This is a genomic window from Microcoleus sp. Pol12B4 (assembly GCF_036701385.1).
GTDB lineage: Bacteria > Cyanobacteriota > Cyanobacteriia > Cyanobacteriales > Microcoleaceae > Microcoleus.
Genome location: NZ_JAUBQR010000036.1, coordinates 1 through 17,517, shown reverse-complemented (window position 1 = coordinate 17,517; position 17,517 = coordinate 1). Strand labels below are relative to the sequence as shown.

Here is a 17,517-nt window from a genome sequence, read left to right as displayed (position 1 = left end):
AATAAAAGGGAACGAGAAAGAAAAGACAAGAAGGAATCAGGCTCAATTCCCAATTCCCAATTCGCAATTACCAATTCCCAATTACCAATTACCAATTTTGATTATGCAAACCCCACCTCCTCCATCAATTACGCCCCGCCAAATGAATCTGCTGAGGATTGTTACTTCTATGGCCTGGGCTGACGGCGAACTCGCCACAGAAGAAGTTAATTTAATGCTCGATCGCTTTTGTCGTTTGTTTGCCCCAAATACCGACGGACAACAAATGCAACAAGAACTGCGGGATTACATCATGCAAAATATCCCCCTTGACGAGTTGATCGGTCAACTAGAAACTCAAGATGAAAGGGAATTAGTCTTGCAACTCGGCTATGAAGTGATTTCTTCTAGTTCTCGCACTCCCGATGAACCCAAAATTAACGCTGAAGAAGCCGCTGCTTATCAAAAATTAGTGCAGTTGCTGAATCTTTCAGAGGATGTGGTCAAGCGTATTGAAGCTGAATCATCGGCTGCAGATACTTCAGAGGGAATTATAGAAAAGATGGCTCACAAATTAGAAAAGTTCATCAAAGGCTAGTTCGTGACTTGCCCGCGCTTGGCTTAAAAACCCGGTTTCTTCCTAGGTTTTTCCTAGATTTCTTGTTAATAAACCTTAGATTTGTCGTGGAAACCGGGAATAAGCCCCCCATCGCAACCTCTGGTTACGTAAGTATCGGAATAATAATTTTCTGAGTGCAACTATTTACAACTAAAGCTGAAGGGAAATAAATCGGATTGTGACTCTCTATTTCCTACGATTTACTAACAAAAAACACGGTAAGTTGAGAATATTTTTTATCACCGGGAACGGTAACAGAATTTGCGGCCCTTCCCGCGCGCTTGCTTCCCCTTAACGAGAATTAGGGACTTAGGCAAAGGCTAAATCCCTAATTTATCTACCGATTTTGGGCGCTCACTGAAAGTAATATAGTTTCCGATTGCATCGAAATAATAAAATCGAGTCAACAGTCAACACTCAAGCATTCAGTTTTTCGACCCGCCCGTCAACAGTCAACAATCATTTCTGAGTACAACCGGAATTGATATGAATCCAACCCGCCATTAGTGCGGTAAATTGCTGAGGGCGTGCCAAGTCCTGTAGCCGACAATTCCATCTTGCGGTAAAGCCATGCTAATTTGCAATTGTCGCACTGCTACATCTGTCATCGTCCCGAAGAATCCGTCAATGAAGCCGAAATAGTATCCATTGATTTTCAAGACATTCTGAACAATTTTAACAGCATTACCAGAACTGCCCTTCATTACTACCGGCATATTCACAGGTGCACCAGAGTATAGTGCTTCCCAAGTGATAGGGCCGACAATCCCATCTTCTTTTAAAAAGACGCGGTGTTGGTAGCCTTTGACCGCGTTTTGAACTTGGACGCCGAAGATACCGTCCATCGGACCAAAATAATAGGCCCAATGATATAGAAGCTGTTGCAGTTCCTTGACAGCTTGACCTGTGGAACCCATTTGTAAAGTGGGTTTGTTTACTCCAGTGGTTTCAGCAAATACCAGAGTTGATTGAGCAGTAGTATCGGCGACAAGAGCCATAGTTTCATTGTTCAAGCTTCTTTCTTCGGTATACATAATGTGGTTCCTTTCAAGATTTAAGTTTTGGTCTTTGATATTTCAGGTATAACTGGTGGGCTTTGTGAGTGCACAGTCACTTTTTGGAGTGTCACTCATGTGAGTGTCACGGGTTTGAGTTACCCGTTGGTTTGTCGTAAGGAATGCAAGTTGTAATATTTTGATGAGAACTTTCGTTGTCACTACAAACCAAGGGGTAAGGTGCGCGGTACACACCCTACAAAATACAAAGATGCGGGGTACCCACCCTACCAACTACTCTTGATTGTTTACTCAGCAAAATCTCGCAATGTGGGAATTAAATACTGTGTCAAAGTAAAGGCATCTACTCCTAATTCCGTCCGTTCTTTTGTAGCCATGATTCCGGCTTGAGCGTGCCACCAAGCTGCTGTTGCAGCAACTGATTGGGGGGGGGATTTGCGGGCGATCGCAGTTGCTAATAGTCCCCCTAACAAGCCTGTAAGAACGTCGCCGCTGCCGCCTCTGGCTAGGGCTGGGGTGCTTTCGGGATTGAGGTAGGTGATGGTACGTGAAGCGTAGCTATCCCCTAGGGAATCGCCCTCATCGTTCCAACTTATGCAAACTCTGGCTCCTTTGAGCAATACCGTTGCACCACAAAGCTGAGCTGCGGCTTGAGTTGCCGCAATTCGATCGTCGCCGGTTTCGTCGGCTAATTCGGGAAATAAACGCTTGAATTCCCCCGGGTGAGGCGTGATAATTGTCAGTGCTGAGCGTTCGGACAAAATGGGGACTGTGCCGAGTTGAGCGAGGATATTTAAACCGTCAGCATCTAACACCAGAGGTCGATCGCTCTCCAGTACAGATTCTACAGCGATTGCCGCTTCCAATGTCAGACCTGGCCCTGCGGCGATCGCATCATAAGAACTCAAATCAATTGCTACTGGCAACTCGCTAATTGCACCGCTTTGGGTTTCGGGACATCCTATAACTAATGCCTCTGGCAACTGACTGCTTAACATCGATTTAATTGACTCAGGAACCGCAATTGACAGCATTCCGATGCCGCTTGCTCTTGCTCCCAATGCTGCCAAAATTGCTGCTCCGCTGTAGCGGCGGGAACCTGCAATAATTAGCAAGTGACCGTTGGTGTATTTGTGCGAAATTGGCGATCGGGGTAACGGCAAATGCTGAGTTGCCGAGGCTGTTGTAATGCGTTGTATTGCTGGCATTTCGCCCAATACTGCTGCAATATCTGGTGCGGGAATATTAAAATCAATTAATTCGGAACTGCCGATATATTCTAACGCTTTGTCTTGCAGAAATGCCAGTTTCCACAAACCCAAACATAATGTATGTTTTGCCCGAATTGCAGTCCCCAAAACTTCTCCGGTATCTGTATGAATTCCCGATGGAATGTCTATACTTAAAATGGGTATATTTAAATTATTTATTTCATCAATAGCTGCCGCAGTGGCGTTATTAATTTCTCGTTCTAATCCCAACCCAAATAAACCATCTACGAGCAAATCGCAGTTTTTCAGCGGTTCAATTTTGTCAACAAATTGAATATTTAAACAACGGGCATAATCAGCGTGATTTTTTGTGAGTTCTTTGAGTTTAGAAAACGGGCAGTAAATAAATACTTGGAACCCTTGAAAGTGCAATTCGCGGGCAACAACCAAAGCATCGCCGCCGTTGTGTCCAGGCCCAACCAATACGCCGATAATTGGCAATTGAGAATTAACAAGATTTTTCCCTTCTTCCCTTTTCCTTCTATCCGTTAAATCCCGTCCACTGCTAGTTGCCCCACTTCCTTCCACCTTCAAAAGCTGCTGAATGCGTATAGCAATCAGTCCCGCGACTTTTTCCATTAAAGCTGCGACTGGCATTCCAGCAGCAAAGATTCTCGTTTCTATCTGCCGCATTTGGTCGGCGGTAACAACAAATTTTTGAATAGTCATTTCGATTACAGTGGTGGTAAACTTTCAGCTAACAGCAGCAGTGGCAGTTTGTAGTATTTTAGTGCTACAATGAATTAGCTCGATCGAACAAAGTAACAGTAAAATAGCAATTTCTCCCCAACCATGAACAAGATTGTTGTAGGCCTCTCCGGCGGGGTCGATAGTTCCGCAGCAGCCGCAATTTTACACCATCAGGGATATGAAGTGGTGGGTTTAACGCTGTGGTTGATGAAGGGCAAAGGTCAGTGCTGCTCTGAGGGAATGGTCGATGCAGCTAAAATTTGCGAAGATTTGGGCGTTCCCCACCACATTGTTGACAGCCGCGAGGTCTTTCAGGCAAGTATTATCGATTATTTGGTGGAGGGTTACAGTGCAGGAGTTACACCTCTGCCTTGTTCGCAGTGCAATAAAACTGTGAAGTTCGGGCCAATGCTTAAGTATGCTCGCGAAGAACTCGGAATTGAAAAAATCGCTACAGGCCACTACGCTCGGATTACTTACGATCCTGCTACGGGTCGCTATCAGTTGCGGCGGGCGATCGACCCTGCAAAAGATCAGTCTTATTTCTTGTACGATCTAACACAGGATTTGTTGGCGGGTACGGAATTTCCTTTGGGGGAAATTGCTAAGACAGAAACTCGCAGAATTGCGACGGAATTTGGCTTGACAACTGCTGATAAGCCGGAAAGTCAGGATTTATGCTTGGTGGAAAGTAACGGTTCTATGCGGGCTTTTCTGGATAAGTACATTGCGCCGCAAAAGGGTGACATTGTGGACAAGTCAGGGCGGGTGCTCGGACAGCACGACGGCGTTCACCACTACACAATCGGCCAGCGGAAGGGACTCGGGATTGCTGCACCGGAACCGCTGTATGTAATTGAACTTGATGCTGTTGGCAATCGTGTAATTGTGGGCGATCGACAGTTGGCAGTAGAATCTGAATGTACAGTCCAGAAAGTGAATTGGGTTTCTGTAGCTGCACCGACGGCTCCGATTCGGGCTCAGGTACAAATTCGATATCGATCGCACCCCGTACCCGCGACTGTAATTCCCCTGGAAACTGCGGGAGAAGAAAACCCCTCCTGTACAAGAGTTAAGTTAATTTTTGATGAACCGCAGTTGAGCATTACCCCCGGACAAGCCGCTGTTTGGTATGACCAAGACGTGCTGTTGGGCGGGGGCATCATCGAAAGAAACCAACTCCCAAATTAAAGTAAGGGGCGGGCTAGAAGCCCACCCCACAAGAAACCACCCACAACAAAACTCACTCTTTTTGGAACAGGCATCTTGCCTGTTCCAAAAGGAAGTTTATTTTTGATTTCACCGGCTCAAATTTACCGAGCTAACTTTTTTTCCAAACGCAAGATATTTCCCCTAGCATTAGTACGGTAAACCCAAGTTTGCCTACCATCAGAAACCACAACACGCCAACCTTCGACAATCATTTGACCGCAAATTTCATCCGCTGTCGCGAGTCCTAAACAAGTATTCGGCCAACTTTGTCCGCTGGATTCAGTTACTTTTAACTTGTCAGTAGCAATGCCAGTGGAGTCCGACAACTCTTGGCGAACTGCTGCTTCCACGGTTGCGGGCAATTTGTTCGGGGGATTTTGGCGCGTAGTCTCGGCCAAATTGCCCGGTTCGGAAATTAGAGTATTGAGTGCCAATAGCGAATAGCTGATTTTTTGGGGTATCGCGGCTGAGGAAAATTGCTGCGCGGTTTGCTGCGGTTGCTTTTCCAACTCGGCAATGGAAGATTTGAGAGCGCCCGCCTTAGCTTCTGCGGTGTGTCTTAGCGCCGGATACATTTCCCATACTAGAATCCCTGTCAGCACCAAAGCCAAGATTACAGGATTGGGCTGCTTTTGGTCTCGGTTTTTATTCTGTTGAAATTTATTTATGGAGATTCTTTTCATCATACGCCCTCTGCCTCACTTTACACAATTCGCGATCGCTCCTGAACACTCAACTGCAGATACTTATTTAGACACTCTTGCTGGTGCTATTGGTTCCTTTGTGCAGAACCGACTTGACTGCTAGTTGCTGGTATGGCACAAGTATTTCCTACTCGCTGCCGGCTGTTGTGCTTCAGGAAACTTGCACTACCCAGTTATTACTTAATTTTTACTTTTTGTCTCAGGGTATTAAGAAAAATTTATGCTTAAGTAAATATTCTTAAAAGCCTCTAATCCTACCCCCCAATCTCAGTACAAATTACTATTCTTCGTTCCACAACTGCTAAACGTGTTTTAGACTGTGGGAGGCGAGCTGAGCCAATGATATCACAGGGATGTGGCAATATTTGTTGCAACAGGACGAAAACGCATTAGAAATAAAACCCGCTATCGCTGATTAATTGTATTAGCATTGTGGTTTTCTAGAGTCACCGTCCTCGCAACTAATTTAGTAGCAAAGGCTACTTTCTGAGTACAATTTTGTTGACATCTATCCATTATGAACAGGAAATCCCTGGCAATCCCTTTAATGAATCGGCTGAGTTATCCTCAAAAAAATCTCGTGATCGGTTTTCTATTTGCTATACCTTTAACCTTGGTTATGTACCTGTTGATTGCCGAAATTAACAGCAGGGTTGATTTTACTAAAAAAGAAATCTACGGTAATGAATACCTGCGACCACTGCGCCATTTTAGGGAATACATACCCGAAACTTAAACAGTTAAATTATCAGAGTTTACATCCTAATTTAAGCACTTCAAAATCCCCCAAAGATTTAGAAGCCAAAGTAGACAAAAACTTTCAAGCCTTAGCAAATACAGATAGCCAGGTCGGAAACATATTAAGGTCCAGTGAAAATTTTTATAAAATTCATCAAAATTGGCAAAACTTTAAACGTCGTAGCCAGTGGAGTTTAGGAACTTACGCTTTTGTCTATCAATGTTTAGCTACAGATATTGATAGACTGAGCGCTCGCGTCGGCGATACTTCTAATCTGATTTCCGACCCAGATTTGGATACATATTATTTAACAACTACTACTTGGCGTCAGCTTCCAGAAATGGAAAAATTTTTCTCATAAAGTAGGCTTGTTTCTCAAAAAATTAGGCTGAATTACGAGGCCATACCAGAAGAAAGAGCGTAAGTGATTACTCTTTCCAGCCGATCGAGAGAAATCAATGATGCTTTGGTAATTAACTTAATATAGAAGGTGCATTTAGCAACGATCATCAGGGGAATCTGCGCTCGGCATTAACACAGGATTTAATAAAATTTAACTCTCTGGTTAAGCAGCTAAATAAGCAACTATATTAAACAATATATCAAGCTGTATCACTAAAATATTACGCATACATCATTGGCAGAAAATTGGATTTAAATGCAAATTTTAAAATTAGGGAAAAAACTGTAAATAAGTTAGGTTTTCTTCAGCATCGGCTTGCTGATATTGTTAATAGCAAACAATTGCTTTTAATTTTATTGTTAACAATATTAGCTCTAGTTATTTATCTATTTGTGTCTTTTCACAGGGCAGTTATGCAAACTGAATTTGTTATTTACGAAACTTTAAAAAAATGGCAACTGACAATTTAGACCAGAAAATTATTTTGGATAACAGAGATGAACTGCGGCAAGCTGTGGGTGCGTTCAACAAAATTGCCGATGCCTTAGTTGCGGCAAATCAAAAAATTACTGTTCTCAACGATCGCCTAAAAGCTGAAAATATGCGAATGAGCGCCGAACTAGACGTTACTGGCAAAATTCAGCAGATGCTGCTACCGAAAAAGCGAGAACTCAAGGAAGTTATCGGCTTAGATATTGCGGGATTTATGGAAGCTGCTGAGGAAGTAGGCGGCGACTATTACGACTTACTCCAGCACAAAGGTAGAGTAAAAATCGGCATTGGGGATGTGATGGGACACGGATTGGAGAGCGGCATTTTAATGATTATGGTTCAAACGGCTGTCCGAACTTTGCTCGCCTACAATGAACAGGATCGGTGAGATTTTAAGGGCTATTAATCGTGTAATTTACGATAATGTGAAGCGAGTGAAATCCGATAAACAGGCCAGCCCTGCTTTGCTAGACTATCAGCAAGGAATGCTGAAGTTAACTGCCCAGCACGAAGAAATGATTGTCGTGCGGTGTAACGGTTCTGTCGATCGCTTTGATAAAATCGATTTGGGTTTCCCGATCGGGCTTGATGCAGATATTGCTGAATTTGTTGCTGAGAAAATTGTGCACTTGCATTCAGGAGATGTGGTTGTGCTGTACACTGACGGGATTACGGAAGCTCAAAGTATGGATCAACTGCTTTATGGTTTAGATAGGTTAATACAAAGTTATTGGCAGCGTTCGGCTACCGAAATTAGGTACGCTGTAATTAAGGACGTGCGATCATCGCACATAGGTAAACAAAAAGTTTTTGACGACATCCCGTTGCTGGTACTCCAACAAAAATAACTACTTGGATATTCCTTCTAAAGTTTAAAATATATTTAGTGATCTCCCTCATCTCAAACTTTAGCTCTCAAATCGATATGATTCAGATTTTAGGTAATTTCATCGAGCAGCCCGCTAGCCAAGAATACTTAATAATTGGATTTTCTCCGAGTTCGGTTCCTCTCAAGCAGCGGTGGCGGAACAATGGTTTGTCGGCGGATTTTTTGGCTGACTACCTGACGACTTTTTTCCCTGGCAAACAAAATGAACCCTCCACAATTGAAAAACAAGCTGAAATAAAAAGCGCTGTTAGCTACATTGCAAACGAGTTATTGGAAAATGCCATGAAATTTAATAATGAAACTTCGGAGTACCCAATCTACATTAAACTGCAATTAGAGACCGACGGAGTGATTTTCTCAGTTGCTAACAGTATCTCTCCGCAAGCTGTGGACAAGTTTCAGGCTTACATTCAACAGTTGCTGACCTCGGAACCCAGCGAACTTTACATTCAGCAGCTGGAAAAAAATGCTGCTGACGAAAGCTGCACCAATTCCGGATTGGGTTTGTTGACGATGCTCACCGATTATAACGCCAAACTTGGCTGGAAATTCCAGACCATGCAAAAAGACCCGGAAGTAATTGCAGTGACAACTATGGTGCAATTAACAGTATAACCAACGCTGGCGATCGATAATATCTAAGGGACTTTTTTTTGTGACTATGGAAATTAATACAGAAGATTACCAAATCTGTTACGATCCAGCAACGGCAACCGTGAGTATTATTGGATCTCTAAGGCTGAGCGGGCCTGCCGAGTACGCACCGATAGCGCAGTTGCTGATGAAGGTTGCCGACGTGGAACCGACGAAAATTACCCTCAATTTGCAGCAGTTAGAATTTTTGAACAGTTCTGGCATCAATATGCTATCTAAGTTTATTATCCAGGTACGCAAAACAGCCAGGGTGCAAATGGCGGTACAAGGCTCTCAAAGCATAGGTTGGCACGGTAAATCTTTGAGGAATTTCCAACGCCTGATGCCTGGTTTGCAATTGGATTTTCTATAGAAAAACGATTACGTTTAGGGTGCGAGCTGTTGAGAAATTTTTTGTTAGTCGAGGCGCAAATTCTCGAGTTATGCTGGAAGAACAACCATCTAGAGAACAGCTACTTTTAGAGATAGAGAGATTGCGCCAGCAAGTGGAAGACTTGAAGGAGGAAAAAGCGGATCTGGAAATCTTGTTGGAAACTACTGCTCAACATTCCGATACCGTTGAAACTGAGTTACGATCTCGCGCATTTGAGGCCGTGCGCGAAGGCGAAATCAAGCTGGCTCAATTTCTCGAAGCGATCCCCATAGGTGTGCTCGTGCTGGATTATCAAGGCCAACCTTACTACGTCAATCACGCGGGACAGCAATTACTCGGTCAAGGAGTTTTGCCCTTAAATTCAGTTGAGGATTTGTCAGAAAGTTATCAAATTTATATTGCGGGAACTGAAAATATTTACCCTTTCGAGAATTTGCCGATCGTCCGAGCTTTGAGGGGAGAAAACGCGACGGCGGAGGATCTAGAAATTCATCAACCCCACAAGAAAGTTCCCCTTGAGATTTGGGGGACGCCAATTTTTGACGAGGGTGGCAAAGTTGCTTTTGCGATCGCAGTTTTTCAAGATGTCACGGAACGCAAAGAAGCTGAAGCCGATCGCCATTTATTTATTAAGAAACTATTTGACCTCAACCAAAATTTAGAAAAATCCCTGGATGCCGAATCAGAGTTAACTGATGCCTACGGTAGATTTGTGCCTCACCAATTTCTAAATTTGTTGGGATATGAAAGTATTATAGATGTCCATTTAGGCGACCAAGTGCAGCAGGAAATGTCAGTGCTATTTTCGGATATTCGCGATTTTACGACGCTTTCAGAAACTATGACTCCCCAAGAAAATTTTAAATTTATTAATGCTTATCTTTCGCGGATGGAGCCTGCCATTACTAGCAATAACGGGTTTATTGACAAATACATCGGCGATGCAATTATGGCTTTGTTTAGCGACTTTGCCGATGATGCAGTAAAAGCGGGTGTTGCAATGCTAAATATCCTTAGAAATTACAACGAATACCGTCAAGGTGTCGGCTACGTCCCAGTTAAAATTGGAATTGGCATCAATTCGGGTTCTTTGATGCTGGGGACAGTTGGGGGTAAAAGCCGAATGGACAGCACTGTGATTAGCGATGCTGTTAATTTAGCATCTCGCATTGAAGGATTGACAAAAGATTATGGCGTACCTCTGTTAATTTCTCAGCAGACGTTGGAACGGTTGCGAAATCCAACAGATTATGCTATTAGGATTGTGGATAAAGTACAGGTAAAAGGAAAATCTCAATATGTAGTAGTTTATGAGGTATTTGATGCAGATCCGGCGGAAATTTTGTCGGCAAAGCTAGAAAATTTGTCTGTATATAATGAAGCTATGTTACTGTGCGATCGCAAGGAATTCCGAGAAGCAGGAAAATTATTTGAAGAGTGTTTGCGAACAAATCCCAGCGATCATGTAGCTCGTATTTACCTGAAACGCTGTCGGGATTGGCGATCGCTCCTCAAAGGAATTTAAAGCAAGTTAGTCTATTTGAGATTTTAGATTGACTCCATATAGCCATCCTCGCATCACTTGTAAATTTCTTACTTTCTCAGAGCGGGTTCGAGGAGGGTTGGGGTGGGATAAAAAAAATACGACTCCTGTAAGGATTGCTATATATCTTGAGAGTGACGACTGACCTCTGGAATCTGCCAAAGGTGTAAAATATAAACAGCTTTATACCTGTTACTTCTGGGGGTTCTCAAAATAGAACGGCTTAGGGCTCAAAAACCAGCGAAGGATAATTTCGTACGAGAACGGTGGCCACCGCTGAACCTGTCTCAAAAAAAGTTGGCGGATGAATTAGGCATGAGCTTTCTCCGATTCATCGTTGGGAAAATGGATACCCTACGCCTTCTCGCTTGGCACTCAAGCAAAGTTAGATATTGCTGGATGAGTTAGGTAATTTGCCAGATGCAACGCTTCGCGAATGCAGTCAAGCGCTGCGAGGAAGATATTTTTCTGATAAGGAGTACAAAGGGTGAGTTTAGAGGGAATCAACAGCATTTTCAGAGTTAGACTACTTCCCTATGGTGTGGCGACCCTCTCCGTGGCTCTAGCACTGGCGCTAACCCGATCGCTTTTACCGTGGCTGTACCCAACCACGACGCCCCTGTTTTTCATCGCGGTGATGGTGAGTTCCTGGTATGGCAGTTTCGGGGCTGGGCTTCTGGCAACAATTTTATCGACGCTGGCAATCAACTATTTTTTTATTGAGCCGTTCTATTCCTTACAGATATTTAATGTAGAGACAATTGTTCGGCTGGGTATGTTTTCGATCGCCGCAGGATTGAGCGCTTCACTCAATCTATCGTGGCGCACTGCTCTAAAAAATGCGAAAGCAGCTTTGCAAACTTTACAGGAGGCAAGGTCGCTAGAACAAAAGGCCCAGCTTCGGGGCCAAGTAGCACAAACTGCGGCGACTGCTGCAAAAGAACAGTTAGAAACGGTACTTTCTACCATCAACGATGGGTTTTACATCCTCGATCGCGATTGGCGCTACACCTATGTCAACGATCGCTACTGTGAAATGGTTGGAATGCCGCGGTCAGCGCTTCTGGGTCAGAACGTTTGGGAGCTATTTCCGGCGGCAGTTGACACCGATGCTTACGTGCAATTTCATCGGGCAATACGTGAACAAACGCCGCTCCAGTTTGATTATCTCTACTCACCTTGGAAGGGTTGGCATGACTACCGAATTTACCCTTCGCCCCGTGGACTTACCGTTTTGCTTGCTGACATTACCGATCGCAAACAGGCGGAACTTCTCCTAATCGAGCAGAAACGGCTGCTGGAGTCGATCGCATTCGGACAGCCACTAGACCACTGTCTGGCAGCCGTGTGTGGCTCAGTATCCAGGCTGAATCCGGGTACCCGCGCCTGCTTCCTGCTAGCAGATGCTCAGGGGCTGACGTTTAAGAGATCCATTACTCCAGACTTTCCACCGTCTTTTGGTGAAGGACTCCAAGATGCTCCGATTAACGATTTGTGCATTGGAACGTGTGGCGAAGCAGTGTATAGCGGTCAGTCGATGACCTGCGCCGACATTGCCAACGACGATCGCTGCTCGCAACCATGGCGAAATTTATCCGTGGCTAATGGCATTCTAGGGTGTCATTCTCAGCCCCTGCTCAGGCAGGACAATCTAGCTCTGGGGTGGCTGATGCTTTGCTTTAGCGAGGCGCGGAAACCTACGGATTGGGAATATAAACTCGCCGAGTTCGGCACCCAAGTTGCCAGCATCGCCTTCGAGCGCGATCGATCGTTCCAGGCGTTGCGCGAGAGCGAAGAACAGTTCCGACTGGCTTCCGAAGGCGGCAATTTGGGTTTGTGGTATTGGGATATAGAAACTGACACCCTGAGTTTTACGGACATAGCCAAAGCGATGTTTGGTTTACCCGTCAATACGGAAATGTCGATGCAGGTGTTTTTAGAAGCCGTGCATCAGGACGATCGCCCATTCGTTCACAGCGTCCTCACTGAGATCAAAGCGAATCAACCGCATACTGAAATTGAGTATCGGACGCTGTGGGCAGATGGCACCGTTCGTTGGATTTTGGCAAAGGGCGATTGCGCCTACAACGCTGAGGGCGTCATAACTTCGACGCGCGGCCTATTAATCGACATCAGCGAGCGCAAACAAGCCGAAGAAGCGTTGCGTCAAAGCGAAGAGCAGAGTCGCAACATTCTAGAGAGCATTGATGATGGATTCTTTTCTCTTGATGAGAATTGGCGTTTTACTTACGTGAATCGGTCAGCGGAAATTCTGCTAGACCGCACTCCGGGCGATCTGATTGGGAAGAATTTTTGGGAAGAATTCCCAGGACTCAATGGCAGCGAGTTTGAGCGGGTTCATCGGCGCGTGGCAAACGAGCGCGTGGCTTTTTCAGTCACGGCGTTTTATCCGGATCACGATCGTTGGTATGACGTTCGCACTTACCCTGCGGCAAACGGGATTACGATTTATTTCCGAAATGTCACCGATCAAAAACTGGCAGAGGAAGTATTGCAACAACGAGAAGCAGAACTTCGTTTAGTCACCAATGCCGTGCCTGCCTTGATTTCCTTTGTAGACTCAGACCAGTGCTATCGCTTCAACAATCGAGCATATGAAGAATGGTTGGGACATCCGGCAGCGCAAATCTATGGCAAGCACCTTCAAGAGGTTTTAGGCGAAACTGCCTATGAAGGGATTCTTCCTTATGTTGAGCAAGTCTTGGCAGGAGAGGAAGTGACCTTTGAAAGCCAAATTTCCTACAAAGATGGTCGAACCCGTTATATTAATGCGACCTATGTTCCCCGCTTCAATAGCCAGGGAAAAGTTGAAGGGTTTGTAGCACTGGTCAACGATATCACCGATCGCAAACAAGCCGAAGCCACACTACGGGAGAGTGAGGCACGGTTCCGGCTGATGGCAGATGCCGCCCCTGTGATGATTTGGATGTCGGGCACCGATAAACTCTGTAATTACTTCAACCTCCCGTGGCTAAACTTTACCGGACGGACGATCGAGCAAGAAACGGGCAATGGTTGGGCAGAAGGAGTCCACCCCGACGACCTCGATCGGTGTTTAGACACCTATGTGACGGCCTTTGATGCCCGTCAACCGTTCAAGATGGAATATCGCTTGAAACGCTTTGATGGCATATACCGTTGGGTTATGGATGAAGCTGTTCCTCGCTACGGATTGGAAGGTGAGTTCTTGGGGTACATAGGCTCTTGTGTTGATATTGAAGACCACAAGCAAGCTGAGGAAGCCCTGCGCCAGAGTGAATCCCGCCTCCGTCTGATCTTTGAAAGCGCCAAAGATTATGCCATCTTCACCCTCGACCTTAACGGCATCATTGCCAGTTGGAACTCAGGGGCAGAAAGGCTGTTGGGCTATACCGAGACAGAAGCAATTGGTTGTCCGAGTCGGATGATCTTCACACCCGAAGATAACGAACAAGGACAACCCGAGTACGAGAGGCAAACGGCTCTACTGCAAGGACGGGCAGAAGACGAACGCTGGCACGTCCGCAAGGATGGGAATCACTTTTGGGCCAGTGGATTGATGATGCCCCTGCTTAATGAAGCGGATTGTCCGCAGGGATTTGTCAAAATCATGCAGGATAAGACCGCACAACGGCAAGCAAGTGAGCGACTGCAATTGCTGTATGAAACTACCCGCGATCTGATGCAGACAGAACAGCCTCTGGCTTTGATGGACACGCTATTCCGCAAACTTGCAGTGCTACTCGATCTGCACTCTTACTACAACTTCATGGTGGAAGAAAAAGACAACCACCCGATGCTGCATTTGAAAAACTATGATGGCATCTCTGAAGAAAGGGCACAGGCGATCGCATGGATCGAATTAGGGGAATATCTCTGTGGACTGGTTGCCCAAACGCAGCAGCAACTTGTCTTGAATCAAGCCGAACTTTCCACTCATCCGAATGGTAAAGCCGTCTCTGAACTGGGCATGACGGCTTACGTGGGTCAACCGTTAATTGCTCAAGGGCAGTTATTAGGAACGCTCTCATTTGCCAGTCTGACTCGGACGCACTTCACGCCTGCAGAAATCGAGCTGCTGGGATCTACCTGTGACCAGATCGCGATCGCCCTGGAACGGGCAAACCTGAACGATTCACTCCAGCAGCAAGCGGAACAGCTAAGACAGGCAAATCGGATCAAGGATGAGTTTTTAGCGGTACTGTCCCATGAATTGCGATCGCCCCTCAATCCGATCCTGGGGTGGACAAAGCTGCTGCAAACTGGCAAGCTGGATGCGGCCAAAACTGCACAGGCGTTAGCGACGATCGAACGCAATGCCAAGCTGCAAACTGAATTGATTGAAGATTTGCTTGATGTCTCGAAAATTCTCCAAGGCAAGCTCAGTCTTAATATTCGTCCAGTCGATTTAGCTTTAACTGTGGAATCGGCGATCGAAACTGTCAATTTGGCTGCTGTTGCCAAATCCATTGATATTCGGACTGTGTTAGATCCTCAGATTGGACAAATTTTGGGGGATTCGGGCCGTTTGCAGCAAGTTGTGTGGAATCTTGTTTCCAATGCAGTCAAATTCACCTCAGCCGGAGGGCGCGTTGAAGTGAATTTGACTCGTGTTGGCAATCACGCTCAAATTACGGTGGCGGATACAGGGATTGGCATCGCACGGGAGTTTTTACCCTACGTGTTTGATTACTTCCGGCAAAAAGATGGCGCTACAACCCGTAAGTTTGGTGGCTTGGGATTGGGGCTGGCGATCGTGCGGCATCTAGTGGAACTCCACGGTGGCACCGTTGGGGCAGATAGCCTCGGTGAAGGGTTAGGAGCTACCTTTACCGTCAGACTGCCCCTATCAGGGAAGGTAAAGGGACAAGAAAACTCTCTGGCAAGACTTTCGGAACGATCTACTGCGGATGAACCGTTATCCGGGATGCGGATACTTGTGGTAGATGATGAGCCGGATATGCGAGAGTTGATTTCCTTTTTGCTAGAAGATGCAGGTGCAGAGGTTCTGACTGTTGCTGTCCCTCAAGAAGTCCTCACAGCGTTGACTAATTTCCAGCCAGATGTCCTGTTGAGCGACATTGGTATGCCGGGGATGGATGGCTATATGCTGTTGCGGCAAGTGCGAGCTCTGCCGCCAGAACGGGGTGGGCTGATTCCCGCCATCGCTCTGACTGCCTATGCGGGGGAGTTTAATCAAAAGCAAGCTTTGCAAGCTGGATTTCACCGACATCTGGCAAAGCCGATCGAACCGGATAAATTAATTAAGACGATCGCCGCACTTCTTAGCAATAACACTCATGACCCCGCTAGCGATCGAGATTGAGCCAAAGGATCTCAAGCAGATAGAACATCACCAAGCTTTTAAGTTGCTCTGGTTAGGCAGCGATATTTGTATTACAGGAGAATCTATCAATAAATCCGGTTTCTAGTTTAAAAGCGCGTAAGTCCTGATAATATAATCAGTAATTTGGAGTGTCAAAAAAAGACGATGGGAATTAACAAGCATCAGCCTAGAATACATATAAAACCTTCAGTGATTAAAGCGATAGCCCTGTTCTTTATGTGCTGCTTGTTAACTGCGAGTTGCGGACAGGGATCACGTCGATCGGTGAATGCGAGCGGCGGCGAAAATGCTAATAACCGCATTACTATTGGCACAACCTTAAAATTGCGGACGATCGACCCTGCGGACGGTTACGAAACCTTATCAGGACAATTGCTGCGAAATTTGGGCGACACTCTCTACACTTACAAGTCGGGAACTACAGAGTTAATCCCCCACTTAGCGACAGCGATGCCAAAAGTTAGCCAAGACGGATTGACATATACAATCCCCTTGCGTCAAGGCGTTATTTTTCACGATGACACACCTTTTAACGCCGCAGCAATGGAATTTTCCTTGCAGCGGTTTATCAAAAATGGTGGCAGTCCGGCTATGTTGTTGAGCGATGCAGTAGAATCAATAAAAGCCACGGGTGAATACGAATTAACTTTTCAACTCAAAAAGCCTTTTTCTGCTTTTCCTTCCCTGTTAACATTTTCCGGTATGTGTGCTGTTTCTCCGAAAGCATACGAGATTGGACAGGGTAAATTTAAACCCGATACGTTTGTGGGAACTGGACGTTACAAGCTGGCAAAGTACGGCAGCGATTCTGTCAAGTTTGACGTGTTTGAAAAGTATTGGGGGGAAAAGCCGGTTAATCAAGGAATTGACATTTTGCTGCTTTCTAGTTCCTCAAATTTGTTCAATACTTTTCAGACTGGTGCCGTTGATGTGGCTTATTTGTCTCTGGATGCAGACCAAGTTCAAAGCTTGGACGAGGGAGCAAAAAAAGGGAAATGGCAGGAAATCGCGGGGGAAAGCAGTACGGTTAATTACATAACGCTGAATACCAAGTCTAAACCGCTGGACAAGTTAGAAGTCAGACAGGCTATCGCAGCAGTGATGGATCGCCCGGTGATTAACGAGCGCGTACTGCGGAGACAAGCACAACCGCTTTACAGTCTGATTCCCACAAACTTCGACGTTCAAAAACCTGTTTTTAAAGAACTCTACGGTGATGCCAACACGACAAAGGCTAAGGAACTTTTAACGAAAGCGGGATACTCTGCCACCAATCCTTTCGTTCTGCCAATTTGGTATGCTTCATCTTCCACAAAACGAGCTTTAGTGGTGAGCATGATGGAGGCGCAAGCTAAACTCAAAATGGACGGGATAATGAAGGTAGAAATTAACAGCGTGGAATCTCCGACTTTGTTTCAAAACATAGAGAAGGGAATTTATCCTGCGGTTTTAGTGGATTGGTCCGCCGACTTTTTTGACGCTGACAATTACATCCACCCGTTTTTAGATTGTGCGACAGGTTCCGAGGCTGAGGGCTGCTCCAAGGGTCAAAGTCAAGGTCAGGGTTCGTTTTATTATAGCGATCG

The 17,517-nt window shown here is 45.5% G+C and carries 13 protein-coding genes; 10 read left to right on the top strand and 3 right to left on the bottom strand.

Annotated features, from left to right (window positions below; genetic code table 11):
- Positions 1-103: 103 nt before the first annotated feature.
- Positions 104-577, top strand: a complete 474-nt coding sequence (locus tag QUA38_RS07585; protein WP_333160563.1) for a TerB family tellurite resistance protein — start codon at positions 104-106, stop codon at positions 575-577.
- A gap of 524 nt (positions 578-1,101) precedes the next feature.
- Here the strand turns inward: QUA38_RS07585 and QUA38_RS07580 are convergent.
- Both QUA38_RS07580 and QUA38_RS07575 read right to left on the bottom strand, forming a co-directional pair.
- Entirely contained in the window at positions 1,102-1,611 is a 510-nt protein-coding gene (locus QUA38_RS07580) for a peptidoglycan-binding protein (protein WP_333160561.1), read from the bottom strand.
- Between the two features lie 290 nt (positions 1,612-1,901).
- Positions 1,902-3,554 carry an NAD(P)H-hydrate dehydratase gene (locus QUA38_RS07575; RefSeq protein ID WP_333160559.1) on the bottom strand — a complete coding sequence of 551 codons (1,653 nt, stop codon included), beginning with the start codon at positions 3,552-3,554 and terminating at the stop codon, positions 1,902-1,904.
- 123 nt (positions 3,555-3,677) lie between these two features.
- Between QUA38_RS07575 and mnmA the strand changes: the two genes are divergently transcribed.
- A complete protein-coding gene (mnmA, locus tag QUA38_RS07570; protein WP_333160557.1) occupies positions 3,678-4,766 on the top strand; it encodes a tRNA 2-thiouridine(34) synthase MnmA in 1,089 nt (362 codons plus the stop codon).
- Positions 4,767-4,888: 122 nt separating this feature from the next.
- On the opposite strand, the gene QUA38_RS07565 is transcribed toward mnmA, so the two are convergent.
- The gene (locus QUA38_RS07565; RefSeq protein WP_333160555.1) at positions 4,889-5,473 is read right to left on the bottom strand and encodes a hypothetical protein; all 585 of its coding nucleotides are present in this window, start codon (positions 5,471-5,473) and stop codon (positions 4,889-4,891) included.
- 701 nt (positions 5,474-6,174) lie between these two features.
- On the opposite strand from QUA38_RS07565, the gene QUA38_RS07560 reads away from it, so the two are divergent.
- The 8 genes from QUA38_RS07560 to QUA38_RS07525 all read left to right on the top strand — a co-directional run.
- Positions 6,175-6,591 carry a hypothetical protein gene (locus tag QUA38_RS07560; protein WP_333160553.1) on the top strand — a complete coding sequence of 139 codons (417 nt, stop codon included), beginning with the start codon at positions 6,175-6,177 and terminating at the stop codon, positions 6,589-6,591.
- A gap of 493 nt (positions 6,592-7,084) precedes the next feature.
- A complete protein-coding gene (locus tag QUA38_RS07555) occupies positions 7,085-7,513 on the top strand; it encodes a SpoIIE family protein phosphatase (protein ID WP_333160551.1) in 429 nt (142 codons plus the stop codon).
- Between the two features lie 46 nt (positions 7,514-7,559).
- On the top strand, positions 7,560-7,973 hold the full coding sequence (locus tag QUA38_RS07550; protein WP_333160549.1) for a PP2C family protein-serine/threonine phosphatase: 414 nt from the start codon (positions 7,560-7,562) through the stop codon (positions 7,971-7,973).
- Between the two features lie 77 nt (positions 7,974-8,050).
- Positions 8,051-8,629: a DUF6272 family protein gene (locus tag QUA38_RS07545; RefSeq protein ID WP_333160547.1), complete on the top strand. Its 579-nt coding sequence runs from the start codon at positions 8,051-8,053 to the stop codon at positions 8,627-8,629.
- Positions 8,630-8,675: 46 nt separating this feature from the next.
- Positions 8,676-9,020 (top strand): slr1659 superfamily regulator, encoded by a 345-nt coding sequence (locus QUA38_RS07540; RefSeq protein WP_333097577.1) that lies wholly within the window; start codon positions 8,676-8,678, stop codon positions 9,018-9,020.
- Between the two features lie 70 nt (positions 9,021-9,090).
- Entirely contained in the window at positions 9,091-10,566 is a 1,476-nt protein-coding gene (locus QUA38_RS07535) for an adenylate/guanylate cyclase domain-containing protein (RefSeq protein WP_333097570.1), read from the top strand.
- 505 nt (positions 10,567-11,071) lie between these two features.
- Positions 11,072-15,910 carry a PAS domain S-box protein gene (locus tag QUA38_RS07530; protein WP_333160545.1) on the top strand — a complete coding sequence of 1,613 codons (4,839 nt, stop codon included), beginning with the start codon at positions 11,072-11,074 and terminating at the stop codon, positions 15,908-15,910.
- 210 nt (positions 15,911-16,120) lie between these two features.
- Positions 16,121-17,517 (top strand): ABC transporter substrate-binding protein (locus tag QUA38_RS07525; RefSeq protein ID WP_445305035.1); only part of this gene is annotated, 1,397 nt, incomplete at its 3' end.

Excerpts from the sequence above, each read along its gene's own strand:
- QUA38_RS07575 (WP_333160559.1), bottom strand. The coding sequence starts at position 3,554 with ATGACTATTCAAAAATTTGTTGTTACCGCCGACCAAATGCGGCAGATA.
- mnmA (WP_333160557.1), top strand. The coding sequence starts at position 3,678 with ATGAACAAGATTGTTGTAGGCCTCTCCGGCGGGGTCGATAGTTCCGCA.
- QUA38_RS07545 (WP_333160547.1), top strand. The coding sequence starts at position 8,051 with ATGATTCAGATTTTAGGTAATTTCATCGAGCAGCCCGCTAGCCAAGAA.
- QUA38_RS07555 (WP_333160551.1), top strand. The coding sequence starts at position 7,085 with ATGGCAACTGACAATTTAGACCAGAAAATTATTTTGGATAACAGAGAT.
- QUA38_RS07565 (WP_333160555.1), bottom strand. The coding sequence starts at position 5,473 with ATGATGAAAAGAATCTCCATAAATAAATTTCAACAGAATAAAAACCGA.
- QUA38_RS07535 (WP_333097570.1), top strand. The coding sequence starts at position 9,091 with ATGCTGGAAGAACAACCATCTAGAGAACAGCTACTTTTAGAGATAGAG.
- QUA38_RS07540 (WP_333097577.1), top strand. The coding sequence starts at position 8,676 with ATGGAAATTAATACAGAAGATTACCAAATCTGTTACGATCCAGCAACG.
- QUA38_RS07560 (WP_333160553.1), top strand. The coding sequence starts at position 6,175 with ATGAATACCTGCGACCACTGCGCCATTTTAGGGAATACATACCCGAAA.
- QUA38_RS07585 (WP_333160563.1), top strand. The coding sequence starts at position 104 with ATGCAAACCCCACCTCCTCCATCAATTACGCCCCGCCAAATGAATCTG.